The sequence below is a fragment of the Azospirillum brasilense genome (assembly GCF_008365405.1).
GTDB classification, from domain to species: Bacteria; Pseudomonadota; Alphaproteobacteria; order Azospirillales; family Azospirillaceae; genus Azospirillum; species Azospirillum brasilense_D.
In genome coordinates this window covers 76,663-102,065 of the sequence record NZ_QOKV01000009.1, presented here as the reverse complement: position 1 = coordinate 102,065, position 25,403 = coordinate 76,663, and the positions used below count along the sequence as shown (strand labels likewise).

Genomic DNA, 25,403 nt, shown 5'->3' with positions numbered 1-25,403 from the left:
GGCGCGCTTTTTCCGACCAAGTCAACGTCGTCCGCGCTGGCGGATGGACAGTGGAGGCTCGTGTTTCCATGGACGTTCTACCCCTGCCCGCCGGGGAGCGGCCGCTCGGCGGCCGTTCCGACCCGGATTTTGCCTTCGCCTCGCGTGGCCGCGTCCTGAAAGCCTACGGCGTGGACGAGCGGTTGGACGTCGCGCTCGACGACCGCAGCTTCGCCGATGGCCGGTGGGAGGAGGCGCTGGACCGCGCCTTCCGCCGCCGCAAGGCCCAGGGTGTCGAGAATCCCATCCTGGTCGGCGCCGTTCCCTTCGATGGACGCCAGCACGCCCGCCTGTTCATCCCCGAGCACTGCGATTACGAGGACGCCGGCCGCATGGCCGCCGACCCCGACCCCGTCGCACTGAACGCCATCGAAGAAACCGTGGGACGCAGCGCCTTCGAAGCGGCGGTGGCCCAGGCCATCGACCTGTTCCGCGACACCGCTTTGAAAAAGGTCGTTCTGTCGCGCCCGCTCGACGTGGAAGCGCGCGAGGCCTTCGCGCCGGGCCGCCTGCTGCGCGCCCTGCTGCGGCAGAATCCCGGAGCCTACGTCTTCGCGGCACCGGTCGCCTATGGGCAGACGCTGGTGGGGGCGAGCCCGGAGCTGCTGATCCGCAAGACCGGGCGGACCGTGGCCAGCAACCCGCTGGCCGGTTCCGCCCCGCGCAGCCCATCCGCCGAGGTGGAGCGCCAGCGCACCGCCGCCCTGCTCACCTCCACGAAGGACCGGACGGAACACCGCTACGTCGTCGAGGCGGTGCGCGCGGCGCTCGCCGGCCATTGCAGCCAACTGTCGGTGCCAGACGCGCCCAGCGTGATCCGCACCCCGACCATGCTGCATCTGTCCACCGAACTGACCGGTGAATTGGCCGATCCCGCGGTGTCGTCGCTGCGGCTCGCCCACGCGCTGCACCCGACGCCGGCGATCTGCGGCACGCCGACCGACCTCGCCCGCGACGCCATCGACCGGCTGGAGGGCTACGCCCGCAACTGGTACGGCGGCATGGTCGGCTGGATGGACAGCCGGGGCAACGGCGAATGGGCCCTTTCCATCCGCTGCGGGCTGGTCCAGGGCCGGCATCTGCGGCTCTATGCTGGAGCCGGCGTCGTCGCCGACTCTGATCCGGCGGCGGAGTGGGAGGAAACGGCGGCCAAGCTGATCACCATGCTGAACCTGTTCGGCGTCGCGTCCGCCCGGCCATCCAACACCGACCTTCCGGTGGAGCTGGCGTCGTGACCATTCCCTTCACGCCTTGGCCCGCCGCGTTCGCGGAGCGCTACCGCGCCAAGGGCTACTGGACCGGCGACCCGCTGACCGACGTGATCGACCGCCACCGGGGTGCGGCGGCGGAGACCACCGCGATCCTCTGCGGGGAGCGCCGGTTCCGCTACGCCGACCTGCAGTGCCTGTCTGTCCGTCTGGCCGCGGCCTTCCGCGCCCGTGGCCTGCGGCCCGGCGACACCGCGCTGGTCCGGCTGCCCAACCGCGCGGAGTTCTATCTGGTCTTCTTCGCCCTGCTGCGCTGCGGGGTGGTGCCGGTCAACGCGCTGAACAGCCATGGCGTCTATGAGCTGACCGCCTACGCGCGCCAGATCGAGCCGGCCCTGGCCGTGCTGTCGGCGGGGGACCCGTCCCTGGCCGCCTTGATGGGGCAAACGGTCGGGCCGGAGCGGCTGCTCCTGCTCGGCGCTCCGGCGGACGACGGGATCGGCGGCTTCGCCTGGGCCGACGGCGGTGCGCTGGCGGAGGACGCGCCCGGGGCAGCCCCTGCCGCCGATCCGTCCGGCGTGGCCTTCTTCCAGCTGTCCGGCGGCAGCACCGGTACGCCGAAGCTGATCCCGCGCACCCACGACGACTATCTCTACAGCGTCCGCCGCAGCGTCGAGATCTGCGGGCTGGACGGGTCCTGCCGCTTCCTCTGCGCCCTCCCGGCGCCGCACAACTTCACGCTCAGCTCGCCCGGCGCGCTCGGCGTGTTCCACGCCGGCGGAACGGTGGTGATGGCCGGCGACCCCAGCCCCGCGACCTGCTTCCCGCTGATCGCGCGCCACCGCGTCACCTGGGTGGCGCTGGTCCCGCCGATGCTGTCGGTCTGGCTGGAGGCCGCCGACGGCGCCGAGGACCTCTCCAGCCTGGAGGTCGTCCAGGTCGGCGGCGCCAAGCTCAGCCCCGCCGTCGCCGAACGGGTGCCGGAGCGGCTGGGCTGCCGTCTCCAGCAGGTCTTCGGGATGGCGGAAGGGCTGGTGAACTACACGCGGCTCGACGACGATCCCTGGACGGTGGTCAACACCCAGGGCCGCCCGATGAGCCCCGACGACGAAATCCGCATCCTCGACGCCGCCGGCCACCCGGTCCCGCCCGGTGCGGTGGGGGAGCTATGGACCCGCGGCCCCTACACCTTCCGCGGCTATTACAAGGCCGACGCGCACAACGCCCGCGTCTTCGACGCCGAGGGGTTCTATTGCAGCGGCGATCTGGTCAGCCTGGCGCCGGGCGGCAACCTCGTCGTCTGCGGGCGCAACAAGGACCAGATCAACCGCGGCGGCGAGAAGATCGACGCGCAGGAGGTCGAAGACCTGCTGGCCGGCCACCCCGCGGTGGGCCACGCCGCGGTCGTCGCCATACCCGACGCGCTGATGGGCGAGCGGTCCTGCGCCTTCGTGATCGCCCCGCCCGGCACCAAGCCGTCGGAGCTGCGCCGCTTCCTGCGCGGCCAGGGGCTGGCCGACTTCAAGCTGCCCGACCGCTTCGTTTTCGTCCGGGACCTGCCCAAGACCGCCGTCGGCAAGGTCGACAAGCAGACCCTGCGCGAGCGGGCGCGCCAAGACAACGTTCTCATGGAAACGACCGCATCATGACCATCCGATCCATCGCCCCCTACGCCCTGCCCACCGCGGCGGACCTGCCGCAGGACAAGGTGTCCTGGAGCGTCGACCCCGCCCGTGCGGTCCTGCTGATCCACGACATGCAGGACTATTTCGTCGGCTTCTACGGCGCGGCGAACCCGGCCATTGTCAGCTGCATCGACCGGATCGTCCGGCTGAAGCGCCATCTGAAGGCGCTGGGCGTGCCGGTCGTCTACACGGCCCAGCCGCCGGTGCAGACCGACGCCGACCGCGGCCTGCTGAACGATATGTGGGGGCCGGGCCTGACGGCCGAGCCGGATCTGGCGGGCATCGTCGCCCCGCTGGCTCCGGACGCCGACGACCGGGTGCTGACCAAATGGCGCTACAGCGCCTTCTTCCGCGCCCCGCTGGCCGAGATGATGGCGGAGGCGGGGCGCGACCAGCTCCTGATCTGCGGGATCTACGCGCACATCGGCGTGATGCAGACGGCGCTGGACGCCTTCATGCGCGGCATCAAGCCCTTCCTGATCGCCGACGCCATCGCCGACTTCTCGCGCGAGGATCACATGATGGCGCTGCGCTACGTCGCGCGCAACGCCGGGCGGACGATCCATTCCGACAGCCTGCTGGCCGCCCCCGCGGCGGTGCTGAGCAAGGAGGGGCTGCGGCGCATCCTGTTGGCCTCGCTCGACGAGGCACCGGGGGACGACGACAATCTGATGGATTTCGGTCTGGATTCCATCGCGGTGATGCAGATGGTGGACCGCTGGAAGGCCGTGGGAGTGGAGGTCGGCTTCGCCGAACTGGCCGCGCAGCCGAGCATCAACGGCTGGTGGGCGCTGATCGAGCCCCGGCTGGCCGCTTCCGGGCGCGTGGCGGCATGACGGACTTTGCGGGCCGGACCGCCTGGGTGACCGGCGCGGGGCAAGGGATCGGGCGGGCCGTGGCCGACCTGCTCCACGCCCGCGGCGCCATCGTCGTCGCCTTCGACCGCCTCTGGCACGACGGTGGGGAGCGGCCCTACCGCGCCGTGACTCTGGACATCGCCGACGCAGACGCGGTGGCCGGAACTTGCCGGGCGCTGTTCGCCGAGGGCACGCGGATCGACGTCCTGGCCAACGTCGCCGGCATCCTGCGCATGGGACCGGTGGAGACGATGAGCGACGCCGACTGGAGCGACAGCTTCGCCGTCAACGTGGCCGGTCCCTTCCACATGATGCGGGCGGTGATCCCGGCCTTCAAAAGCAGCGGGGGCGGCGGCGCCATCGTCAGCGTGTCGTCCAACGCCGCCCATGTGCCGCGGATCGGCATGGCCGCCTATGGCGCATCGAAGGCCGCGCTGACCAGCCTGACCATGACGGTGGGGCTCGAACTCGCACCCTTCGGCGTGCGCTGCAACGTCGTTTCCCCCGGTTCCACCGACACGCCGATGCAGCGCGCGCTGTGGAACGGGCCGGACGGGGCGGCGAAGACCATCCAGGGCAATCCCGGCCAGCACAAGCTCGGCATCCCGCTCGGCAAGCTCGCCACGCCGCGCGACGTGGCGGAGACGGTGGTCTTCCTCGCCTCCCCCGCCGCCGGCCACATCACGCTGGCCGACCTGCTGGTGGACGGCGGGGCGACGCTGGGGCGCTAGCCTTTTCATCTCAGGAACCTAACCGATGACCAACGACCAGTATGTGAACCCCTTCGACGACGAGCGCCACGACTTTCTGGCGCTGGCGAACGATGCCGGCCAGTTCAGCCTGTGGCCGTGCTTCGCCGCGGTGCCGGAGGGCTGGACCGCCGTCTTCGGCCCCGCCGGGCGCGCCGCCTGCCTCGACCACATCGAGGCCGCCTGGACCGACCTCACCCCCGCCGCCGCCTGACGGCTTTTCAAAGCACTCATGAGGACAGGGCCATGCGCATCATCCCCCTGCTGGGCACGCAACTGGGCATCTGGCTGGCGGATCAGGTCGCGGCCCGGAAGAACGCCTACGTCATCGCCCACGCCATCGAGCTGAACGGCGCCATCGACGCCGCGCGCCTGTCGCGGGCCATCCGCGACGGGCTGGCGGAGGCCGACACGGTGACCGCACGCTTCGCCGAAAGGGATGGCCGCGTTGTCCAGATTCTGGGCGGCGGCGATGCGGCGACGGAGCCGGAGCGCATCGATTTGACCAGCGTTTCCGACCCGGAAGAGGCGGCGCGCGCTGTCATGGCCGACGATCTGGCCGGAAACCTGCCCGCCGACGGCGACCGCCCGCTGTGCCGCCAGATCCTGTTCGACGTCACCGGGGCGGATGGAACACCGCGCTGGATCTGGTACCAGCGCTACCACCACATCATGCTGGACGGTTACAGCTTCAACGCGCTGACACGGCGCATCGCGGATTTGTACGGCGCGGCTGTCGAAGGGCGAGCGCCGGCTCCTTGTCCCTTCGTCTCCGTCTCCGCGGTGGCGGAGGAGGAAGCGGCCTATCTCGAGTCCGACGCCTTGGCACGCGACCGCGCTTATTGGAGCGGGCTGTGCCGGGACTTTCCGGCGCCGCTGACTCTCTCGGTCCAAGGCGCCAAGCCGACCGAGCAGCAGGCGACGTCGGAGGTGGTGGCCCACGCCGCCGCCCTGCCCGGCCCTCTGGCCCGCGCGCTCGCCGGACTGGCGGAGACTTGCGGCGTGTCGGTCGCCGATCTGGCGATGGCCGGCATCGCCGTCTATCTGCACCGGCTGTCCGGCGATCCCCGTCCGGTGGTGGGCGTGCCCTTCATGCGGCGCATGGGCTCCGCCGCCGTCCACGCCATGGCGCCGGTGGTCAACGTGCTGCCGGTGCGCATCAACCTGACCGGGGCCGGCACGCTGGCCGAGGCCGCCGGGCGGGTGCGGTCCGCGCTGCGGGAGGCGCGCCGGCACCAGCGCTACGACGCGGAGCGCATCCCCCGCGACCTGGGGCAGGTCGGGTCGGGAAAGGCGCTCTACGGCCCGGTGGTCAATTACCGCCTGTTCGATTACGACCTGGACTTCGCGGGTGTCGAGGCGATCACCCACCATTTGGCGACGGGTCCGGTGGACGACTTCGAGTTCGGCCTGATGACCCGCGGCGGCAGCATCGCGTTGGAGCTGCGCGCCGACCGCACCCGCTACGACGCCGCTGAACTGGCCCGCCATGCCCGGCGCCTGGTCCGGCTGCTCGACGCCGCGGTGGCCGGCACTCCGCTGGACGGCCTGCCGGTGATGGACGCCGACGAGGAGGCGGCCATCGCCGTATGGTCCGCCGGTCCGGTCTTCGCCGCCCCGGAGCGCCCGGCGACCCTGGTGGAGGTCCTGGACCGCCAGTCCGCCGAGACGCCGGAGGCCACGGCGCTGGTGTTCGGCGACACCCGCATCACCTTCGCGGAGCTGTCGGGCGCGGTGTCGCGGCTGGCACGGCTGTTGATCGCGCGCGGCGTCGGTCCCGGCGACGTGGTGGCGGTGGCGATTCCGCGCTCCGCCGACGCGGTGGTCGCCATGCTGGCCGTTCTGGCGAGCGGCGGCACCCATCTGCCGCTGGACCTCGACTACCCCACCGAGCGGTTGGCGATGATGTGCGAGGACGCCGGGCCGCGCTGCGCTCTGACCTGGGCCCCGGTGGCCGGGCGGTTGCCCGCCGGGCTGGAGACTCTGTGCCTGGACGATGCCGACCTGCTGGCCGCCTGTGCCGCCCTGCCCGGCGGCCCCGTCGCGGCGGCGGAGCGCAAGGCGCCTCTGACGCCCGGTCATGTCGCGACCATCATTTTCACCTCCGGCTCCACGGGGCGCCCGAAAGGAGTGATGAACACCCACGGCGCGCTTCTGAACCTGTTGCTGTCCCACACGGCGACGGTCTACGGACCGGCGCTGGAGGCCGTCCGGCGGCGCCACGGGTCGCGCGCCCTCAGGGCCGCGCACACCCATTCCTTCGCCTTCGACTCTTCGTGGCTGCAAATCTTCTGGATGCTGCTGGGGCAGGAGCTTCACGTCTTCGACGAGGAGATGCGGCGCGACGCCCACGCGCTGGTGCAGGAGGTGCGCAGCCGGCGCATCGACGCCATGGACCTGCCGCCCTCCTTCTGCGCGCAGATGCTCGCCTGCGGCCTGATGGAGCCGGGACACCATCACCCGACGCTGATCCTGATCGGCGGCGAGGCGGCCTCCCCCACCCTGTGGGCGGAGCTCCGCGGCCATGCCGATCTGATGGCGGTGAATCTCTACGGCCCGACCGAGAACACGGTGGACACGCTGCGCGCGCCCGTCACGGTGGCGGAGCGGCCGGTGGTCGGGCGTCCGGTCGGCAATGTGCGGGTCCATGTGCTGGACACCCGGCTGCGCCCGGTTCCGGTGGGCGCCGTGGGCGAGCTGTACATCGGCGGCGCCGGTCTGGCGGCGGGCTATGTGGGCCGTCCGGGACTGACCGCCCAGCGCTTCGTCGCCGATCCCTTCGGGTCCGGCGGACGGCTCTACCGGACCGGCGATCTGGTGCGCTGGACCGGCGATGGGCAGATCGACTTCATCGGGCGCGCCGACCACCAGATCAAGGTGCGCGGCTACCGCATCGAGATCCCGGAGGTGGAGGCCGCCCTTCACCGCCTGCCCGGCGTGTCGGGCGCGCTGGTGGCGGCGGAGGCAGTGAACGGCAGCCACCGGCTGATCGCCTATTGCACCCTGGCCGAAGGATCGGAGCGGACGTCCCGTGAGCTGCTGCATGGGCTGCGCGAGCGGTTGCCGGACTACATGGTGCCCTCGGCGCTGGTGGTGCTGGACGCCTTCCCGTTGACCGTCAACGGCAAGGTGGACCGCGCCCGTCTGCCCGCCCCGGCGGCGGAGACCGGCGGCACGGCTCCCGCCACCCCGGCGGAGGCGCTGCTCTGCCGCGCCATGGCGACGGTGCTGCAACTGCCGTCGGTCGGCGCCGACGCCGATTTCTTCGCGCTGGGCGGCGACAGCATCAGCGCCATCGCGCTGGGCAGCGCCCTGCGCGCCCACGGGTTCGAGCTGCGCCCCCGCGACGTCTTCGCCGGGCGCGACCCGCGGCGCATGGCGCTCGCCCTGAAGACGCTGGCTCCGGAAAGCCGGACCGCGACCGAGCAACAGGGTATCGATCCGACGGCGCTGGAGGCCCGTCACGGCCCGGTCGCCGCGGTAGTGCCGCTGCTGCCCTTGCAGAAGGGCATGCTGTTCCAGAGCCAGTTGGGCGGAAAGGCCAGCGCCTACAACGCCTTCACCGCGCTCGACCTCGACGGGCCGCTGGACGCGGAGCGGCTGGGGCGGGCCTTCGACGCGGTGCTGCGCCGCCACCCGCAGCTTGCCGGGCTGTTCGACCATGACGGGCGCGGCGAGCCGCTGCTGGTCATCCCCGCCCTGCCGGACGGCGGCGCCGGGCTGTGGCCCTTCGAGCGCCACGACCTGTCGGGCATGATCCCGGAAACCCGCGCCGCGGAGCTGGCCCGCATCGAGGCCGCGGCGGCGGAGCGCGCCAACCCGACCGACCGTTTCCTGGGTCTGGTGAAGGCTATCCTCGTCCGCACCGCGCCGGACCGTCATCGGCTGCTGATCGCCGTGCATCATCTGGTGGTGGACGGCTGGTCCACGCCGCTGCTGCTGCGCGACCTGCTGACGGCCTATGCGCAGGGTCCCGACGCGCTGACGCCCCTGGCCGTCGGCTATCCGGCGGTGGTTCACGGCCTGCTGGCCCGTGATTTGTCCGCAAGCCGGGACGCCTGGGGCGCGGCGCTGGCCGGGGCTACCCCGACCGTCCTGTTCGACCCGGCCCGGTCCGGCGGTGACGCACCAATGGAGGAGTCGGAACTGGCTCTGCCGGCGGAGCTGACCGACGCCCTCCTCTCCCGGCTGCGGGCGGAGGGGCTGACCCTCAACGCTCTGATGCAGGCGGTGTGGGGATTGGTTCTCGGCAATCTGGCGGGGCGTGACGACGTGCTGTTCGGCACGCCGGTCTCCGGTCGTTCCAGTGCCGTTCCGGGCGTCGGGGAGCAGGTCGGCCTGTTCCTGAACACCCTGCCGGTGCGGGTGGCGCTGGACCCGGCGCGACCGCTGTGGGAACAGCTTCCGGCCATCCAGGAGCGCCACATCGCCTTGATGGAACACGACGGCCTAGGCCTGTCGGAGCTTCAGGCGATGGCGGGTGGCGCCACGCTGTTCGACACGCTGCTGGTCGTGGAGAACTATCCGGACAGCGGTTGCGAGTCCCTCGACCTCGACGGCGTCCGCGTCGCCGGCGTCCACAACCGCGGCTACAGCCACTACCCGCTGGCCCTGCTGGTGCTGCCGGGCCGGGAACTGACCCTGCTGGTCGAGAACCGCGGCGCGGTCCCCGACGCGAGGGCGCTGGCGGAGCGGGTCCGCGGCTTGCTGACCACGCTGGTCCGCCATCCCGAGACGCCCGTGGCCGCCCTGCCGACCTTGACGGAGGGGGAGCGGCGGCACCTCGCCGCGGTGAACGCCACCGCGCGGGCGGTGCCCCGGACCACGCTGCGCGACCTCCTCGTCGCGCAGGCGGCGCGCACGCCTGACGCCTTCGCCCTGGTCGACGAGCGGGAAAGCCTGACCTTCCGCGACGTTCGAGGGCGGGTAACCGCTCTGGCCAAGCGGCTGCGCGCTCTGGGCGTGCGTCCTGGCGACGTGGTGGCGGTGGGCGTGCCGCGCTCCGCGTCCCTCAGCCTGTCGATCCTGGCGGTCATCGAGGCGGGAGCGGCCTATCTGCCGCTCGACCTCGGCTATCCCGTGGAGCGGCTGGCCTTCATGCTGTCCGACGCCCGCCCGCGCGTCCTGATGACCGACGCGGCCTCGCGCCCGCTGTTCGGCGACGCGGTGCCGGTGCTGTCCGTCGATAAGGACGGCGGGGCGGGGGATGAAACACCTGTCCTTTCTGACGGGCTGATGCCGGAGCACCCGGCCTACGTCATTTTCACCAGCGGCACCACCGGACGGCCCAAAGGCGTGGCGGTGTCGCACGGCGCCATCGTCAACCGCATCCTGTGGATGCAGAACGAGTATCCTTTGGGGCCGGACGACGCGATCCTGCAAAAGACGCCCTGCGGCTTCGACGTGTCGGTGTGGGAATTCTTCTGGTCCTTCCTGGTCGGGGCGCGGCTGGTCATGGCGCCGCCCGAGGCCCACCGCGACCCGGCGGCTCTGGTCCGGCTGATAGAGGATCACCGCATCACCACGATCCATTTCGTGCCGTCGATGCTGGCCCTGTTCACGGACAGCGTGATCGAAAGCCACAGTCCCGATGCTCCGGTCTGCGCCAGCCTGACCCGCGTCTTCTGCAGCGGCGAGGCGCTGGGGCGGGGCCTGTCGCGCGCCTTCGGCGACCGCTTCGGCGCGGAGTTGCACAACCTCTACGGCCCGACCGAGGCGGCGGTGGACGTCACCTATTGCCCGGCCTCCGGGGCCTGGATCGAGGGGGACGGCGGCGTTCCCATCGGCCGGCCGGTGTGGAACACGCAGCTCCGCATCCTCGACCACGCCCTGCGCCCTGTCCCGCCGGGCGCGGTGGGGGAGCTGTATCTGTGCGGCGACCAGCTCGCCATCGGCTATCTCGGGCGCCCCGGCCTGACCGCGTCGCGCTTCGTCGCCGATCCCTTCGATCACGGGCGGCGCATGTACCGCACCGGCGACCTCGCCCGCTGGCTGCCGAACGGCTCGGTCGAGTATCTGGGCCGCACCGACCATCAGGTGAAGATCCGCGGCCAGCGCATCGAGCTGGGCGAGATCGAAAGCGCGCTGGCCGCCCTGCCCGGCGTGGCCCAAGCGGTGGTGACCGCTGTGGCGCTGGGCGGAGGCCGCTCCGAGCCGGGCATGGACCAGCGCCAGCTCATCGCCCATCTCGTCCCGGCGGCGGGCCACGCTCTGGACGAGGCGGCCATCCGCGCCGCTCTGCGGGACACGCTGCCGCCGCACATGCTGCCCGCCGCCTATGTGACGCTGGCCGCCCTGCCCCTGTCGCCGAACGGCAAGCTTGATCGCAAGGCCCTGCCCCTGCCCGCGGTAGGCGCCCAGGCGGCCTCGTCGGGCCGCGCCCCGGCGCCGGGGCTGGAAAGCCGTCTGGCGGTCCTCTTCGCTGAACTGCTGGACATGGAGCGGATCGGTGCGGACGACGATTTCTTCGCCATCGGCGGCCATTCCCTTCTGGCGATGCGGCTGGCCGCGCGCATCCGCCGCGACCTGGGCCAGCCGGTGGCGGTCAGCCAGATCATGGTCGCCCCCACCGTCGCCCGGCTGGCCGCCCTGTTGGCCGAAACGGGCGAGCGGGACGAGCCGGAGAATCTCGGTTTCGCGCCGGTGATCCGCCTGCGCGACGGGTCGGGCCCGCCGCTGATCTGCCTCTATCCGGGGTCTGGCCTGTCCTGGCAATACAGCGTCCTGTCGCGTTACCTAAGCGGGGACCGACCCATCGTCGGGTTGCAATCGCCGCGCCCCAACGGCCCGCTGGCGCTCAGCGCCGACCTCGACGAGCTGTGCGACCGCCAGCTCGCCATCCTGCGCGAGGTGCAGCCGCAGGGTCCCTACCATCTGCTGGGCTATTCTCTGGGCGGCACGGTCGCCTACGGCCTGGCGGTGCGGCTGCGGCGGCTGGGGGAGCGGGTGGATTTCCTCGGCCTGCTCGACACCTATCCGGCGGAGGCGCACGACTGGAGCGGACTCGGCCGCACCGACGCCGATCAGGCGGCCGAGCGGGAGCAGGAACAATTCCTCAACGACGCTCTGGCCGACGTGATGGACGAGGCTCTGCGGCGGGAGAAGGTGGAGATGTTCGGCCACATCTTCGGCAACTACAAGGACGCCATCCGGGTTCTCTCGAAGGCCCGAACCCCCGTTTACGACGGTGAATTGACGCTGTTCGTCGCGGAGAAGTCGATCCCTCCGGACATCGACCCCGAGGGAAGCTGGGCGGGCCGGACCGGACGCCTCTCCGTCCACCGCCTGTCCCACTGCTCGCACGAGGACATCATCGCCCCGGCGTCCCTGCGGATCGTCGGCCCCCTGCTCGACCGGGTGATCGGAGCGGCGGCGGCTGATGCGGAACCGGTCCGCGCCGCGGTGGGCGGATGAGAAAGGAAGGGCGCATGAAGCGCCTGATGATCATGGGAATGGTGATCATGGTTCTGAACGCCTGCGCCGGGGCGCCGGACGGCTCCCCGTTGGTTCTCGACGTTCCCGTGTCCGGCACGGAGCCCAGCGCCGTCCATTCCTTGGACCTCGACGACGGCGACTATGTGGAAGGCGTGCTCGATTCGGGAACGGACGCGGCGGAGCTGCGGCTGATCGACCAGGAAGGGCACCCCGTCCGGCTGCTCCTGAACGGAACGGCGGGGCGGGAGGTCTTCCGTTTCGTCGCCAAGCCCGGCATGGCGGCGCTGCGGGTCACGCTGCGCGGGACCGGCGGCTATCGGCTGGCGCTGACCCGCCGCATCGCCGTGGCGGACCAGCATCCCGTCCTTCAGGGATATCTGAGTCCGACCATCGCCGCCCTGGCGGAAACGGTGAAGCGTGGCGGCGGGACCGACGCCTTCTGGCGGGACATCGCCCGGCGCGGCACGCCGTTGGTGGAACCGTCGATGGGCCCGCCGGGATCGGACCGGGTCATGTTGACCTTCCTGGCGCGGGGCGCGCGCCACAACGTGCGCCTGCTGGGCGGCCCGACCTCCCGGCACGAGACCCTCGAACGCCTCGGCGACAGCGACGTCTGGTTCAAGAGCTTCGTCGTCCCCGCCTCCACCCGCCTGTCCTATCAGATCGCGCCGGACGTGCCGGACTTCCGCGGAACCTGCCGCGAATGCCGGATGGCGATCCTGGCGCAGCTTCAGGCCGATCCGCTGAACCGCCGTCCCTGGCCGATGGACGCGCCCGATCCCTACAATCAGGTTTCCCTGGTGGAACTGCCCGGCGCCCCGCCCCAGCCTGGTTTGGAGGGCGGCTGGACCGAGCCGGCGGGACGCCTCATCGGCGAACGGTTCGCCAGCCGCATCCTCGGCAACACGCGCGATGTCGTGGTCTATGCACCGCCCGGCGTCGACCCGGCAGGGAAGGATACGGTCCTGCTGTTGCTGTTCGACGGTCCGGACTATCTCGACCGTCGCGCGCCGGTTCCAACGATGCTCGACCGATTGACAGGCGATGGCCGCCTGCCGCCGATCGTCGCCGTCTTCATCGCCAACCCCACCACCGAGGCGCGGGAGCGCGAGCTGCCGGCCAATCCGGCCTTCGCCGCGATGCTCGCCGACGAGCTTCTTCCCTGGTTGAGCGATCGTATGGGCGTCCGGCCCCGGCCCGATCTCACGGTTCTGGCCGGGTCCAGCTATGGCGGGCTGGCGGCGGTGTCTGCCGCGCTGGCCCACCCGGATCGGTTCGGAAACGCGCTTTCCCTGTCCGGCTCCTTCTGGTGGCATCCGGCCGACGCGCCGCCGGACCGCCCGGAACACGTGGCCGGTCTGGTGGCGTCGCGCGATCGTCGTCCGGTGCGTTTTTTCCTCAGCGCCGGCCTGTTCGAGAGCGGCAGCGACGGCGAGATCGGCATCCTCGAAAGCTCCCGCCACCTGCGGGACGTGTTGGAGGCCAAGGGCTACGACGTCGTCTACCGCGACTATGCCGCCGGGCACGATCATTTCGCTTGGCGCGGTGCGCTGGGCGACGGGCTGTTAGCGCTGTTCGGGCGCTGACGCAACGGCCCCGGTGCCGCGAGCGGGGATGGAGGGCGGATTCAAACCGTCACCTCCCCGAGGGCGAGGTGACGGTTCGGAAGCTGGAGCAACGCCGTTCCCGCGGTTCTGCCCACCGAGAACAAACAGAGTGTGATAAGGAACTCGCCGGTGGCCGTTGGCACGGTCTTGGCGTTCGCCCAGGCCGTGAAAGCATCGGCGAGCGCCGTTGCGCAGCCATCGAGGCTCACGTCCGCACCGTCATCATCCCCGAGGACGACCGTCCGGCTGACCGTCACCGGCTGCACGGCGTAGACGGTCCGTGCGGTGCCGGCAGAGTCCGTTCCGCTGTACTGCGCGAAGCGGAAGCCGAGCGTGGCGGATATCCTCGGCTGCGCGGCGGTTCCGACAACCTCACTCAGCAGCGCGCTCAACCAGTTGGCCAGGGTCGGCGACTCCGGTTCGGCGACGACTGTGGCGATGTCGTACCCCTTGCCCGGCCCGTCAACCAGGGGCGTCACCGGTTGCGGGAACGTCGCGGGGGTCGTTGTCAGGATGAAGTCTGACGACACCGTCCATCCGGCGTTGGGCATCAGGTCGGCATTGCGCTCGACAACCACCGTGGCGCAGCCGTTGTGGCGGAGCCGCAGGTCGAGCCCCGACAGCGACAACTCGACCATCACCGGCGCCTGGCAATCGGCGGGCTGGTAGGTGACGGTGAGCGGATCGTCAGCGACGATCATGGTCTCGGGCTGTGCCGTGCCGTCGACGGTCAGCGGCACGGCGGACAACGTGCTCCCGTCCGGTAGGGCGCCCACGACCGTGACCGTCATCATCCAGAGGCCGCCGGGATCGTCGGCGCTTATTGTAGGCGGTCATGACGCTCGCCCAGCTGTCGCCGCCGAAATCCCCGTAGACCGGCACCGCGACGGCTCCGGATTGCAAGCTGGTGTAAAGCGGCGCCGGCGCGAAGTCGGTCGCCTTGCCGGAGATGGTCGGCTGAAGCAGGCTGGCGGCCACCGTCCACAGCTGGCCGCTGTTGGACGAACCGGTTCCGCTGGCCAGCAGCAGGGCGGGGAAGACGGCCTGGAAGGCGCTTGCGAAACGGTCCAGGCCGTTTGAAAGGTCGGCGGTCGCTGGGGCCGGGGCGACGGCGATTCCCGGCAGCCGTGCGGTGTCCGCGGAATCGAGGTTGTCGATCCGCTTGAGGGTCAGTGTGACGACGATCTCCTGCGGTGGCATGGCCGTCGTCGGCGCCGAGGTCGCCTCCCCTGCCTTGAACGCCGCACCACGGCTGGCGAGCAGCGCCACGTTGACCGTGCCGTTCGTCCGGGAAAGCGTGGCCAGCGTCGGGTCGGCAGCGGCAAGCGACAGGAAATAGCCGGCCGTGTTGGTCTGGGCGAAGGCCAGAAGAATGTTCAGCGCACCCTCGGCATCGGCCGATGTGGCGTCGGTCAGATTGGCATCGTCCTCGTCCGCATCGATGCTCATGGCCGCGAACGCCGCGTCGGGCGAAGGAGGTTCGCTCTGTGTCGACAGGTTGGTGCGCAGCAGCCCGCAGTCTCCGGGGGCCTCCGCGCAGTCGACATAGCCGTCCGAGGACCTGTCCGGCCTGACCCGTCGCGGACAGCTGCACCCCGCCGCGGAAGCTGACCGTTAGGCCGCCGGCGGTCTGATCGAAGGCGAGCGCGTTCCACTGGTCCGCCGTGATCTCGTCGAGTGACACGGTGGCGGTGAGGCTTTCGGCCTCGCCCGCTCCACTGTTCAGCAGATACTCGAAGAAGGCGAGGAAGACGTAAGTTGCCAGCGACGCCGGGACATTGTCGGCGGTGACGAGCGGCGCGCTCATGCCGGCGTCGCTGGAGAAGAGCTGGAACCGCGCGTTCACCGCCTCGATCTCGTCCTCGAACGATGCGCTCTGCATGTTGCAGGTCGCGAAGTCGCAAAGGGAGACGGAGTTACGCTGCCAGCTGCGCGCCGGCGACTGCGGCCCAGATCTGGAATGCCTGGGTGCGAGCCTTCCGATAGTCGGCGGCGGGGCGGTGGTTGCGGCGGAGTTGGAAGAGGTTTGGCAATCGGATCGTGGATGGACAGGAAACGCTGGACCTGGGCAGGGTCTTTGAATCGCTTTCGCTGCCGTTCGCGCCGCCGGGTGGGGTGATGGGAGTTCTCCGCCCGGTTGTTCAGCCCCTTATGCTGGCGGTGCTCCCCGCCCATCCCCAGTTCCCGCTTGGCGGCGGCGTAGGACTTCAGCTTGTCGGTCACCAGCACGCGCAGCGCCCGGCCCTGTGTTTTCAGCAGCTTGCGCAGCAAGCGTTTGGCCGCCTTGGTGTCGCGCCGGCTCTGAACCAGCACGTCGAGAACGGAGCCATCCTGATCGACCGCCCGCCAGAGGTAATGGTTGCGGCCGCCGATGGTCAGGACAACCTCGTCGAGGTGCCACTTGTCGCCCCGCCGTGGCGCCCGCCCGGCGCCACCTACCGCTTGCCGCACGTCCAGCTGATCCAGACAATGCCGCCTTGTAGGCTTGTGCCTACATTTCGTGTAGCGCGAGTCGTCTTAATGTAGTATTGTACTATCATGGTAGTGGATGGGGTGCATGGCATGGGCCGAATGATGTCCAGCAGAGAGTTCAATCAAAACCCAAGCGAAGCGAAGCGAGCAGCCGAGGATGGCCCGGTGATCGTCACGGATCGCGGCGAACCGGCCTTCGTACTTCTGCGCTACGACACCTATCAGCGCTTGTCGGGTGAACAGGGTGGCTCCATCGTCGAGATGCTGCGCCAGGACGACGCCGGGGCCGATTTCGACTTCGAGCCGCCACGCATCGGCGACATCGCCCGGCCGGCGGTGCTGGACTGATGTTCCTGCTCAACACCAACGCCATTTCCGAGCTGCGGCGGCCGGCGCGGGCCAACCCTGGCCTTCTCGCCTGGGCGGGCGGCGTGCCGCCGGCCGACCTGTTGATCTCGGCCATCACCCTGTTCGAGATCGAGCTGGGTGCCGGCCAGGTCGGCCGCAGGGACGCCGCGCAAGGGGCGGTGCTGCGCAGTTGGATCGACACCCAGGTAATGCCGGCCTTTAGAGGCCGCATACTGCCAGTGGATGCAGAGGTGGCGCAGCGCTGCGCGGCGCTCCACGTTCCTGACCCACGGCCACAGGGCGACAGCCTGATCGCGGCCACCGCGCTCGTTCATCGCTTGACTGTGGTGACCCGCAACGTGCGTGATTTCGAGCCAATGGGTGTTCCGTTGCTCAACCCCTGGAGCAACAGCTGACACCCTTCCGCCTTTCCAGAAGCCGCCGGCCCCAAAAAGCAGCGCCACGCGAGGAAGACAGCTTCATGCGTTTTACGCCCAAGCCCCTTGACATCGCCGACCTCGACGGATTCGCCAAAAGCGATCTTTTTTGGCCTTCAGCCCTTCGGTGAGAACTTTGCCAATCTCGTGCAGCGCATCGATGAACCGCTGGTGATCGCGCTCGACGGTCCTTGGGGAAGCGGCAAATCACCCTTCGCCAGACAGTGGGCCGGCCTGTTGCGTCAGCGCAAGGTGCCGGTGATCGTCTTCGATGCTTTCGCCAACGACCACCAGCCTGACGCCTCCCTGGCGTTGGCCGCCGAGATCACCGCCTTGGCCCGCCAGCACCTGCCTGAAGACAGGAAGAGGCATTGTCACGGGAACCGAGCCGGCGTGTAGACCCCCCCGAATTCGCAGCTTTGCTCACACTGCGGCGGTTGTGGCCTGCCAGTCGGCGATGGCCTGCGCCCGAAAGGAGCGCAGAGTGCGGCGGGAGATCAGATGGCGCTGGAGGAAGAAGGTGTTGTAGACGGCGGCGTGCAGGGAGGCGAAACGCTGGGCGGAGCCCGGTGAATTGAAGCGCTGTATCTTGCGCTCTCGTCGCCGGACTGGCTGATGCGAGACTTCGGCGCGATTGTTCTTGCGCCGGCCTTGCTCATGACGGGCGCTCAAGCCCAACTCCCGAAAAGCGGCTCCGTAGGAGCGCAACTGGTCGGTCGTCACCTGCGTGGGCACAAATCCCTGCTTTCTGAGCGGCTTGCGCATCAACTTACCAGCCGCGGCTTTGTCCCGGCGGCGCTGGATGAGCAACTCCAGAACTTCACCCTCATCATCGACGGCCCGCCACAGATGCATCAGCTGGCCGTCGATCCGTACGGCCATTTCATCCAGGTGCCAGCGTGGGCTGGGCTTGGGACGCAGCCGCCGCAGGTTGCAAGCGATGGCCGGCCCAAACTTCAGAACCCAGCGGCGGACGGTCTCGTAGGACACCTCCACGCCGCGTTCGGCCAACAGCTCCTCGACATCCCGGTAACTCAGCGTGAACCGGAGATTGAGCCAGATCGCGTGCCGGATGAACGGGGGCGGGAACTGATGGCGGGCATACGAGAGCGGCAGCATCCGAGCAAGATAATGCCGCGACTGGCGCGCTGCCACCGTTCCCGTGACAACGCCCCCGCCACTTCATCGCACACCCGGTTCGCTGCCTGCCGGACGCGCCGTATCATCCTCCCCCCAGGTTTGCGACGGTCTCCGCGCGGATTGCCTTCCACTTATCGTCGCCCACCGAGCCCCTGCTGGGCCAAGCACGTGATTTCGCACCGATTGACGCCGATGTCCTTCAGAGTCCAGTCATCGATCTCCTGGAGAGAGGCCATTGTCCGGCGCATCCGGTGCCCTTCCCCAAGGCGCACGAGAAGAACGTCAGCCACGCAACGCCACGCGGCAAACCCAACGGTGTTGCGATCAGCGCGCAGCACCGCATGAATGGATGTGGACGACATGGTTGTCTCCTGTTCTGAATAGTTGCTGGCCCGGCTTGCCGGCCAATCAGGGCTCGCGCCGGCAGACGTAATAATCGTTCTGCAGATCATGCGGCAGCTGTTGCACCGTGACGTCCGTGAAACCGCGTTCGCGCAGCATCGCGACGGCCGTTTCCCGCCCCCACATCGCCCCGAACCCAGCACCGTCCTGGGCCAGTGACACGGTCATGCAATGCATGCAGGACACGGTGTAGAGCAGCGGTCCGATGGGATGGTCGATGTTGTTGTGGTGGTGGCACGAGGCGTGGATGTCCTGCATCAGGAAGGTGCCGCCGGGCCGCAACGCACGGGCGATGGCGCTCAACACGGTTCCCGGCTCCTTCTGGTCGTGGATGGCGTCGAAGGCGGTGATCAGGTCGTAGCGCGCCACCTCGTCCAGATGCGTCAGATCGGCCTGGGCGAAGCGGATGTTGCCCGTCCCGTGCTGAATGGACTCCGTGCGCCCGCGCCGGATGGCTTCCACCGACAGGTCGTATCCGGTGAAGCGGCTGTTCGGGAATGTCCGGGCCAGCAGGTTCAGCGCCCGGCCGCTGCCGCAGCCGACGTCCAGCACGTCGATGCCGGATTCCAGCCGCCCCACGATCTCCGGAGCCAGGGGCAAAATCTGGTCGATCAGCGCCCCCAGCACGGTCTGCCCGCTGTCCTCGGCCATCACCTCATGGAAGCGGGCGAAGGCCTCGTACGGCACCCCGCCACCCTTGTGGAAGCACTCCACGATGCGGTCCTCGACCGAGCCGAGCAGAGGGATGTACTGCGCATAGACCGCAACGTTGCCCAACGGGCTGGACCGCGTCAGCGAGGCCGCATGCTCCATGGGCAGGGCGTAGCGGCCGGTGTCGGGGTCGAGGGCGACGAAGCCGCCCGTCACCATGGCGCCCAGCCATTCGCGAACATAGCGCTCATTGAGTCCGGCGGCTTGCGCGATCTCTCCGCTGGTGGACGGCGGCAGCAGCGCCATCCGGTCGAACAGGCCGGTGCGATGGCCGATCGAGGTCATCAGCGCCATGGCGCCGCCGTTCAGCACGCCAATCAGCCGTTCCGCGAAGGCGTCGGCCCGGCCCTGGTCGAAGCTGTCGGTCACGGTGGCGGTGCTGTCATGAGAGGTCATGGCGGAGGTCATGGCGGTCATCGGGGCGTTCCTTTCCGGATGCGGGGAATGTCGTGGCCGCACCATGCCCCCTCGCCCGTCTGCCGCCCGTCATCAGGCGCGTGAATCGTGCGTGAATTCGCACAGCGGACCCTCACGCCATGGCCCGATTTCGTCTTTTCCCCTTGCCCCGGCGGTTTTCACGCCGCTTTCACGCTCCGCATGACGGGCGGCTGACAAGCCGGAGGCTAGCGTTGGGGCCTATCGTTCCCGCCGGAACAGCAGGGAGAACACGCCGTGGCCCGCATTCCGTACCCTTCCACGTTCCTCGCCGTCGCCGTGCTCGCCATGGCGTGTCCGGCGAGCGCACAAGACCATTCGATGCACCGCCCGCTCAAAACGGAAGTGAAGCCCTTTACCGAGATGGGGACCGGAGCGACCGGCCCGCTGGACGCTTCGGTGGACCTGCTCGACGGTCTCGGGACGCTCTCATGGTCCGTCACCACCGCCAGCCCGCAGGCCCAGGCCTTTTTCGACCAGGGGCTCCGCCTGTCCTACGCCTTCAATCATGGGGAGGCGAGACGCGCCTTCCGCAAGGCGCAGAGTCTCGATCCCGCCTGCGCCATGTGTTTCTGGGGCGAGGCGCTGGTGCTCGGCCCCAACATCAACTGGCCGATGGAGCCGGATGCCAACGCGCCGGCCCTGGAGGCCCTGCGGCAGGCGCAGGCCCACGCCGCCCACGCCACGGACCGGGAGCGTGCTCTGATCGACGCCCTCGCCCGCCGCTACGCGGAGGGTGCGCCGGCCGATCGCAAGGCGCTCGACGCGGCCTACGCCGACGCGATGGCCGAGGTCGCAAGGCGGTTTCCCGAGGATGCGCAGATCGCCGTCCTGACGGCCGAGGCGATGATGAATTTGACGCCCTGGGATTACTGGGCGGACGCCGGCCGCACACCGAAGGGGCGCACGGCGGACATCGTCGCGAGGCTGGAACGGGTGCTGGCGTCCGATCCGAAGCATCCCGGTGCGATCCACTACTACATCCACATGGTCGAAGCGTCCGACCGGCCCGAGCGGGCGGAGCCCCACGCCGACCGCCTCGGCCGGCTGATGCCGGCGGCGGGGCACATCGTGCACATGCCCTCGCACATCTACTACCGGGTCGGCCGCTACAAGGACTCGCTGGAGGCCAACCGCGGCGCGGTGGCCGCGGACGAAGCCTACTTGGCGAGGGTGAAGGCCGCCGGCCTCTATCCCGGCGCCTATTATCCCCACAACATTCATTTCCTGATGGTGTCGGCGCAGATGGCCGGCGACGGACCGACCGTGGTCGCCTCCGCCGACAAGCTTGCCAGGACCGTCACTGAGGAGGCGGCGCGGACGATCCCGTGGGTCCAGCCGATCAAGGCCGCGCCCTATTTCGCGCACGCCCAGTACAGCGCGCCGGCCGTCGTCCTTGCGCTGCCCGATCCCGGCGACGAGCTTCCCTACGTCAAGGCCCTGTGGCACTACGCCCGCGGGGTGGCCCAGGCGGCGGCGGGCAACGGCGCCGAGGCGGCGCGCGAGACGGAAGCCATCGACGCCATCGTCCGCACCACCGATTTCACTGGCCTGGACGCGGCCGGCATTCCGGCGGACCGCATCGCCACGCTGTCCCGCCATGTGGTGCTGGCACGCACTGCGCAGGCGCGCGGTGACCTGGAAACCGCCCTCAAGGAATTCCGCGAGGCCGCAACCATCGAGGACACGCTGTCCTACATGGAGCCGCCCTACTGGTATTATCCGGTGCGGCAGTCTCTGGGTGCCGTCCTGCTTCAGACCGGGCAGGCGGAGGAGGCGGAACGCGCCTTCCGCGCCAGCCTGACGAAGACCCCGCACAACGGCTGGGCGCTCTATGGTCTGACCGAGGCGCTGAGGGCGCAAGGCCGCACCGCCGAAGCCGAGCAGACCGCCGAGCGCCTCGCCCGCTCATGGGCTGGCGATCGCAGCCAACTGGCGCTGAACCGGCTGTAGGCGCATCAGGCGGTCAGCGCGTCCTGCACGCGCTGGATCGGGTGGACGAAGCCGACCCGGCGGCACTCCTCCAGCGCGTCGATGAGGCTGCGCCGGGTCGCCTCGTCGTGCAGTCCCCGGCCCCAGCGGGCCAGCGCCTGGCCGCGCGCAGCGAACAGCGTGCACCAGGGCAACGGCTCGGCGGCCGCGTAGTTTTCCAAGGCTTGGGCGTAGCGCTCCGCCAAGGGCCAGTCGTGCAGATCCAGCGCCGTGTCGATGGCGTCCCGGTAGAACTGCAAATGGTTGTGCCCGACGCTTCCGCAGGCCAGCAACGCTTCCCCCTCGTCAAGCCGCGCGCGCCGGGCGGCCGGATCGTCGCAGCACAGGGCCAATTCCGACAGGATCGACGGCCCCATATAGCCGAGCCCGGTTTCGCGGGCGAGGTCAAGCGCCCGGTGCAGCAGGGCGCAGGCGTCGGAACGACGGCCGGCCAGGCGTTCCAGCTTCGCCTCGAACGCCAGATGCTCCGCTTCGAAGCGCAGCGCACCGAGTTGTTGCGTCAGTGACCGGGCGCGGGCGAGATGGTCGCGACCGGAGGCCGCATCACCCAATTCGAACAGGATCTCGTAAGCGACGAGATGCGACAGCATTTCGGCCCGGCGATGGCCGATGTCGTGGGCCGCACGGGCGCCGGCGCGGGCATCCTCCACCGCGCCGCGCGGGTCGTTGAGATAGAGGCGCGTGATCGCAACCATGTAGAGATTCGACACCTCGACACGCGGCAGATCATGCTCGCGGGCGAGTGCGACGCAGCGCTCGAAATGCTCGCGCGCGGTCACCATGCGGCCATGGGCGTAATGAGCGTCGCCCAGCCCGCCCAGCGCGGCGATCTCCAGCTCCGCCGCCCGGGGGTCCACCGCTCGGGCCTGCCGCGCCCAGTCGAGCGCCGCCCGATGCTCGCGCAGGCAGCCGTCCAGATCGCCGCGCGGAAAGCAGAGGTTGCCGCGCAGGTGGTGGACCCGCGCCCGTTCGCCGGTCAGTCCGGCGCGCACCGCCACCGCTTCGGCATCGGCCAGCGCCGCCATGGCGCCGTCCAGGTCCTCCGTCACCCGCTTGCCGGCCGCCAAGCCGAGCAAGGCCCGGCAGCGTTCGGCATCATCGTTCGCGAGGTCCCGTGCGGCGGCGAACGCCTCCACCGCCGCCGGGGCTTCGCCCAGCGCGTCGAGCAGCTCGGCCCGCAGATAGGCCAGCGCGAAGCGTTCCGCGCGCGTCCCGGCTAGGGCGAGCCCGCGCTCGGCGAGGCCGACCGCACGCTCGAACCGGAAATCGGCGGCGCACAGTTCCGCAGCGCGAGCATAGGCCGCGACGGCCGTGGAGTCGTCCGCCCGGTCGAGGTGCTCGGCATGGCGCACCGGGTCGCGGGCGGCGTACCAAGCGGCGGCGCGCCGGTGCAGGTCGCGCCGCCGCGAGCGCAGGAGCGCTCCATACACCGCCTCCTGCACCAGGGCGTGGGCGAACAGGAACGACTCCCCATCCGGGCGGATCAGCGCCTGGCCGAGCAGCGCGGCCACGCTGAAGTCAGGCTTCTCGATCAGGTGTCGCAGCGCATCGAGCGTGAATTGCGGTCCCAGGATCGAGGCCGCCTGCAAGGCCTGCCGGTCGAGCGGGGCAAGCGCGTCGGTCCGCGCCAACACGATCCCGTGGATGGTTCCGGGTACGTCCTCCCCATCGCTCTGGCTGCGCAGCAGTTGGTCGAGGAACAACGGATTGCCCTCCGCCCGCTCCACGCAGCGCAGCACGCGCCGTGCCCCCGCGTTGGCGTAGGTGCTGGCGAGGGTCACGGCCTCGTCCCGGCGCAAGGGCGCGAGGTCGAGGGTCAGCACCGGAGCCCCACCGATGGCGGCCCGCCATTCGGCGCCGAGCGGATCGCCCTGAACACGGGTGGAGATCACCAGCATGGCGCGGCATTCCGCAACCTCCGCCGCCAGCATGGCGAGATAGGACAGGGTCTGTGCGTCGGCCCAGTGCACGTCCTCGACCACGAGAAGCAGGGGCTGTGCGGTGCTCCGGGCGCGCACCAACGCGGCGAAGGCTTTGCGCCGGCCACGATCGCGCGTGGGGTGGTCCAGCGCCTCGTACACTGCCTGGAGGTTCGGCGGCAGCGGTCGGTCCACGATTGGATAAAGATGCAGGCGGGCATCCGCCGGCAACAGCCCCCCATCGGACAGCCGGTCGTCGAACAGCCGGTCGATATCGGCTGGCGGTCCGGCAAGGCTGCGCACCAACGCCCGCAGCGCGTCTTGCCCGCGGCCGACGCCAACCTCGATCACAACGCCGACGGCACTGCGGAACCCCGCCTCGGCGGCGATCCGCTGGAATTCGCCGACAAGGCGGCTTTTCCCGATACCGGGATCGCCGCGAAGGTGGATGGTCATGCCGCTGCCGCTCTCGCGGCACCCGTCGAGTGCCGCCCGGAACTGGCGCAGTTCCGCCTGCCGCCCGATGAAGGGATGACGGGCCGGCCCCACGCCGCCGTGCAGTCCGCGCAGACGCCAGGTGATGGCTTCCTCTCCGTCCGACACCGGCTCTACGTCCACACGGTCGCCAAGGGCGCCGCGCATCCCGTCACACAGCAATGTTTCTCCGGAGGCGGCGCGCGCCGCCAGACGCGTGGCGTCGTGCATGGCCTTGCCGGTGACGGTCCCGCCGCGTGCGCCATCCACCACGACCAGACCGCAGGCGACGCCGGCCCGCACGCCCATCCCCTTCGCCGCACGCCCCAGTTCCGTCTGGATGTCCAGCGCTGCGCGCGCCGCGCGCCACGGATCGTCGCCGAACGCACGCCGGATACCGAAGGCCGCCAGGGCCGTATCGCCGCCATGGCGCACCGTCTGTCCGCCATAATCCCTGGCGATCCGGTCGATGCGGTCGAACAACCCTGTGGAGAGGGTGTGCGCGTCCTCTGGATCGAGCGAGGCGCCGGCCTCCTCCACACCGGTCAGGCCGATGCACAGGATGGCCGCGTACCGCAATTCGGGCTTAACGGCGGGACCGGACGCGGCGGGCGGCGGCTCCGGTGGAAGGGGCTCCGGTAAAACGGTGGGTGTGCCCGGCTCCTCGTTTCCGGATGGGGACATCGCGGACGGGGACGTGTCCAGCGCAGATGGCGCAGCGGGGGCGGAGCCATCGCGGGCGCGCCGGCGGTCGAGAACCTCACGGAACACGCGTTCGGTTCCCGGTTCGGGCAGGACGCCCAGCTCGCGCTCCAGCAGGCTGCGGCAGGTCTGATACTGCTTCAGCGCCGCAGCGTGGCGTCCCTGGCGGGCATAGAGCTGCATCAGCGCCCGGTGGGCTGGCTCCTGCAACGGATCGAGCGCCAAGATGCGCAACGCCGTGCGGACACCGGCTTCCGTCGTGCCGGCCTCCAACGCGGCATCGAGCCGTCGGGTCATCGTGGAGAGCGCCAGTTCGCGCAGGCGCTGTCGTTCGGCCATCAGCCAGTCATCAAAGGTCGGCGCGCGCAACGCAACGCCATCGAAGAGGTCTCCCCGATAAAGCTCCAGAGCGAGATCCTGCGCTTCCACCGAACCGGTAGCCATCCCCTTCGCCACCGCTTGTTCGAACGCGGCAACGTCGGTTTCGACGCAGCCTGAGGCGAGCGCCACCATGTCGCCTTCGGCCAGCAACAGCGGCGGGCCACCCTCTGCGGGCAGCCGGCGCAAGGCCGCGATCACCTGACGCAAGCTGCTGCGGGCCTGGATGCCCGGGCTGTCTTCCCAAAACAGGGCGGCAAGTTTGTCGCGGGATTGGGCGTGATCGGGGCGCAGGGCGAGGTGCACCAGCAGGGCCATCGCCTTTCTGGTGGTGAGCACGACCGACGAGCCCGCAACCGTTCGCAATTCGAACCCGCCGAGGAGGGACAACCTCCAGGCGTCCATGGCGACTCC

17 protein-coding genes and 1 pseudogene are annotated in these 25,403 nt (G+C 70.0%); 11 read left to right on the top strand and 7 right to left on the bottom strand.

Annotated elements, in window-relative coordinates; genetic code table 11:
* Nucleotides 1–68 precede the first annotated feature (68 nt).
* Genes DS837_RS15710 through DS837_RS15680 form a run of 7 tightly spaced genes read left to right on the top strand, consistent with a single transcriptional unit; the run spans nt 69 to nt 13,558 of the window.
* On the top strand, nt 69–1,274 hold the full coding sequence (locus DS837_RS15710; protein WP_149165615.1) for an isochorismate synthase: 1,206 nt from the start codon (nt 69–71) through the stop codon (nt 1,272–1,274).
* Nucleotides 1,271–2,896 carry a (2,3-dihydroxybenzoyl)adenylate synthase gene (locus tag DS837_RS15705; RefSeq protein WP_149165614.1) on the top strand — a complete coding sequence of 542 codons (1,626 nt, stop codon included), beginning with the start codon at nt 1,271–1,273 and terminating at the stop codon, nt 2,894–2,896. Before DS837_RS15710 ends, DS837_RS15705 begins: the two co-directional genes overlap by 4 nt.
* Nucleotides 2,893–3,768: an isochorismatase family protein gene (locus DS837_RS15700; protein WP_149165613.1), complete on the top strand. Its 876-nt coding sequence runs from the start codon at nt 2,893–2,895 to the stop codon at nt 3,766–3,768. The genes DS837_RS15705 and DS837_RS15700 overlap by 4 nt, the downstream gene beginning before the upstream one ends.
* Nucleotides 3,765–4,520 carry a 2,3-dihydro-2,3-dihydroxybenzoate dehydrogenase gene (gene dhbA / locus DS837_RS15695; RefSeq protein ID WP_149165612.1) on the top strand — a complete coding sequence of 252 codons (756 nt, stop codon included), beginning with the start codon at nt 3,765–3,767 and terminating at the stop codon, nt 4,518–4,520. The genes DS837_RS15700 and dhbA overlap by 4 nt, the downstream gene beginning before the upstream one ends.
* Nucleotides 4,521–4,545: 25 nt before the next feature.
* Entirely contained in the window at nt 4,546–4,752 is a 207-nt protein-coding gene (locus tag DS837_RS15690; protein WP_109071752.1) for an MbtH family protein, read from the top strand.
* A gap of 32 nt (nt 4,753–4,784) precedes the next feature.
* On the top strand, nt 4,785–11,951 hold the full coding sequence (locus DS837_RS15685) for a non-ribosomal peptide synthetase (RefSeq protein ID WP_149165611.1): 7,167 nt from the start codon (nt 4,785–4,787) through the stop codon (nt 11,949–11,951).
* Between the two features lie 14 nt (nt 11,952–11,965).
* Complete coding sequence (locus DS837_RS15680) at nt 11,966–13,558, top strand: alpha/beta hydrolase-fold protein (protein WP_247889951.1); 1,593 nt, start codon at nt 11,966–11,968, stop codon at nt 13,556–13,558.
* 41 nt (nt 13,559–13,599) lie between these two features.
* Here DS837_RS15680 and DS837_RS15675 read toward each other — a convergent pair whose 3' ends face one another.
* From DS837_RS15675 to DS837_RS15665, 3 genes and pseudogenes are all read right to left on the bottom strand, one after another.
* Complete coding sequence (locus DS837_RS15675) at nt 13,600–14,373, bottom strand: hypothetical protein (RefSeq protein ID WP_149165610.1); 774 nt, start codon at nt 14,371–14,373, stop codon at nt 13,600–13,602.
* Nucleotides 14,267–15,028, bottom strand: a complete 762-nt coding sequence (locus DS837_RS15670; RefSeq protein ID WP_149165609.1) for a hypothetical protein — start codon at nt 15,026–15,028, stop codon at nt 14,267–14,269. Before DS837_RS15670 ends, DS837_RS15675 begins: the two co-directional genes overlap by 107 nt.
* Before the next feature lie 467 nt (nt 15,029–15,495).
* Nucleotides 15,496–15,985: pseudogene (locus DS837_RS15665) on the bottom strand (IS6 family transposase); the annotation flags it as partial.
* A gap of 132 nt (nt 15,986–16,117) precedes the next feature.
* Between DS837_RS15665 and DS837_RS15660 the strand changes: the two are divergent.
* From DS837_RS15660 to DS837_RS15650, 3 genes are all read left to right on the top strand, one after another.
* Nucleotides 16,118–16,399, top strand: a complete 282-nt coding sequence (locus DS837_RS15660) for a type II toxin-antitoxin system Phd/YefM family antitoxin (RefSeq protein WP_345772118.1) — start codon at nt 16,118–16,120, stop codon at nt 16,397–16,399.
* Nucleotides 16,399–16,815: a type II toxin-antitoxin system VapC family toxin gene (locus tag DS837_RS15655; RefSeq protein WP_149165608.1), complete on the top strand. Its 417-nt coding sequence runs from the start codon at nt 16,399–16,401 to the stop codon at nt 16,813–16,815. Before DS837_RS15660 ends, DS837_RS15655 begins: the two co-directional genes overlap by 1 nt.
* A gap of 87 nt (nt 16,816–16,902) precedes the next feature.
* Nucleotides 16,903–17,235 (top strand): P-loop NTPase fold protein, encoded by a 333-nt coding sequence (locus DS837_RS15650; protein WP_149165607.1) that lies wholly within the window; start codon nt 16,903–16,905, stop codon nt 17,233–17,235.
* 24 nt (nt 17,236–17,259) lie between these two features.
* On the opposite strand, the gene DS837_RS15645 is transcribed toward DS837_RS15650, so the two are convergent.
* The 3 genes from DS837_RS15645 to DS837_RS15635 form a co-directional block, all read right to left on the bottom strand.
* On the bottom strand, nt 17,260–17,955 hold the full coding sequence (locus DS837_RS15645) for an IS6 family transposase (protein WP_149165606.1): 696 nt from the start codon (nt 17,953–17,955) through the stop codon (nt 17,260–17,262).
* A 152-nt stretch (nt 17,956–18,107) separates the two neighbouring features.
* A complete protein-coding gene (locus DS837_RS15640) occupies nt 18,108–18,338 on the bottom strand; it encodes a DUF1127 domain-containing protein (protein WP_170295874.1) in 231 nt (76 codons plus the stop codon).
* Between the two features lie 46 nt (nt 18,339–18,384).
* A complete protein-coding gene (locus DS837_RS15635; RefSeq protein ID WP_211102255.1) occupies nt 18,385–19,506 on the bottom strand; it encodes a class I SAM-dependent methyltransferase in 1,122 nt (373 codons plus the stop codon).
* Nucleotides 19,507–19,761: 255 nt separating this feature from the next.
* Here DS837_RS15635 and DS837_RS15630 point away from each other — a divergent pair, with 255 nt between their 5' ends.
* Entirely contained in the window at nt 19,762–21,477 is a 1,716-nt protein-coding gene (locus tag DS837_RS15630) for a tetratricopeptide repeat protein (RefSeq protein ID WP_211102253.1), read from the top strand.
* Nucleotides 21,478–21,482: 5 nt separating this feature from the next.
* Here the strand turns inward: DS837_RS15630 and DS837_RS15625 are convergent, their stop codons facing one another.
* Nucleotides 21,483–25,328: an ATP-binding protein gene (locus DS837_RS15625; RefSeq protein ID WP_170295873.1), complete on the bottom strand. Its 3,846-nt coding sequence runs from the start codon at nt 25,326–25,328 to the stop codon at nt 21,483–21,485.
* Nucleotides 25,329–25,403: the final 75 nt, after the last annotated feature.

Coding starts and splice junctions, on each gene's coding strand:
- DS837_RS15710 (WP_149165615.1), top strand. CDS start 69: ATGGACGTTCTACCCCTGCCCGCCGGGGAGCGGCCGCTCGGCGGCCGT.
- DS837_RS15700 (WP_149165613.1), top strand. CDS start 2,893: ATGACCATCCGATCCATCGCCCCCTACGCCCTGCCCACCGCGGCGGAC.
- dhbA (WP_149165612.1), top strand. CDS start 3,765: ATGACGGACTTTGCGGGCCGGACCGCCTGGGTGACCGGCGCGGGGCAA.
- DS837_RS15690 (WP_109071752.1), top strand. CDS start 4,546: ATGACCAACGACCAGTATGTGAACCCCTTCGACGACGAGCGCCACGAC.
- DS837_RS15685 (WP_149165611.1), top strand. CDS start 4,785: ATGCGCATCATCCCCCTGCTGGGCACGCAACTGGGCATCTGGCTGGCG.
- DS837_RS15680 (WP_247889951.1), top strand. CDS start 11,966: ATGAAGCGCCTGATGATCATGGGAATGGTGATCATGGTTCTGAACGCC.
- DS837_RS15675 (WP_149165610.1), bottom strand. CDS start 14,373: ATGATGACGGTCACGGTCGTGGGCGCCCTACCGGACGGGAGCACGTTG.
- DS837_RS15670 (WP_149165609.1), bottom strand. CDS start 15,028: ATGAGCATCGATGCGGACGAGGACGATGCCAATCTGACCGACGCCACA.
- DS837_RS15660 (WP_345772118.1), top strand. CDS start 16,118: ATGGTAGTGGATGGGGTGCATGGCATGGGCCGAATGATGTCCAGCAGA.
- DS837_RS15655 (WP_149165608.1), top strand. CDS start 16,399: ATGTTCCTGCTCAACACCAACGCCATTTCCGAGCTGCGGCGGCCGGCG.
- DS837_RS15645 (WP_149165606.1), bottom strand. CDS start 17,955: ATGCTGCCGCTCTCGTATGCCCGCCATCAGTTCCCGCCCCCGTTCATC.
- DS837_RS15640 (WP_170295874.1), bottom strand. CDS start 18,338: ATGTCGTCCACATCCATTCATGCGGTGCTGCGCGCTGATCGCAACACC.
- DS837_RS15635 (WP_211102255.1), bottom strand. CDS start 19,506: ATGACCGCCATGACCTCCGCCATGACCTCTCATGACAGCACCGCCACC.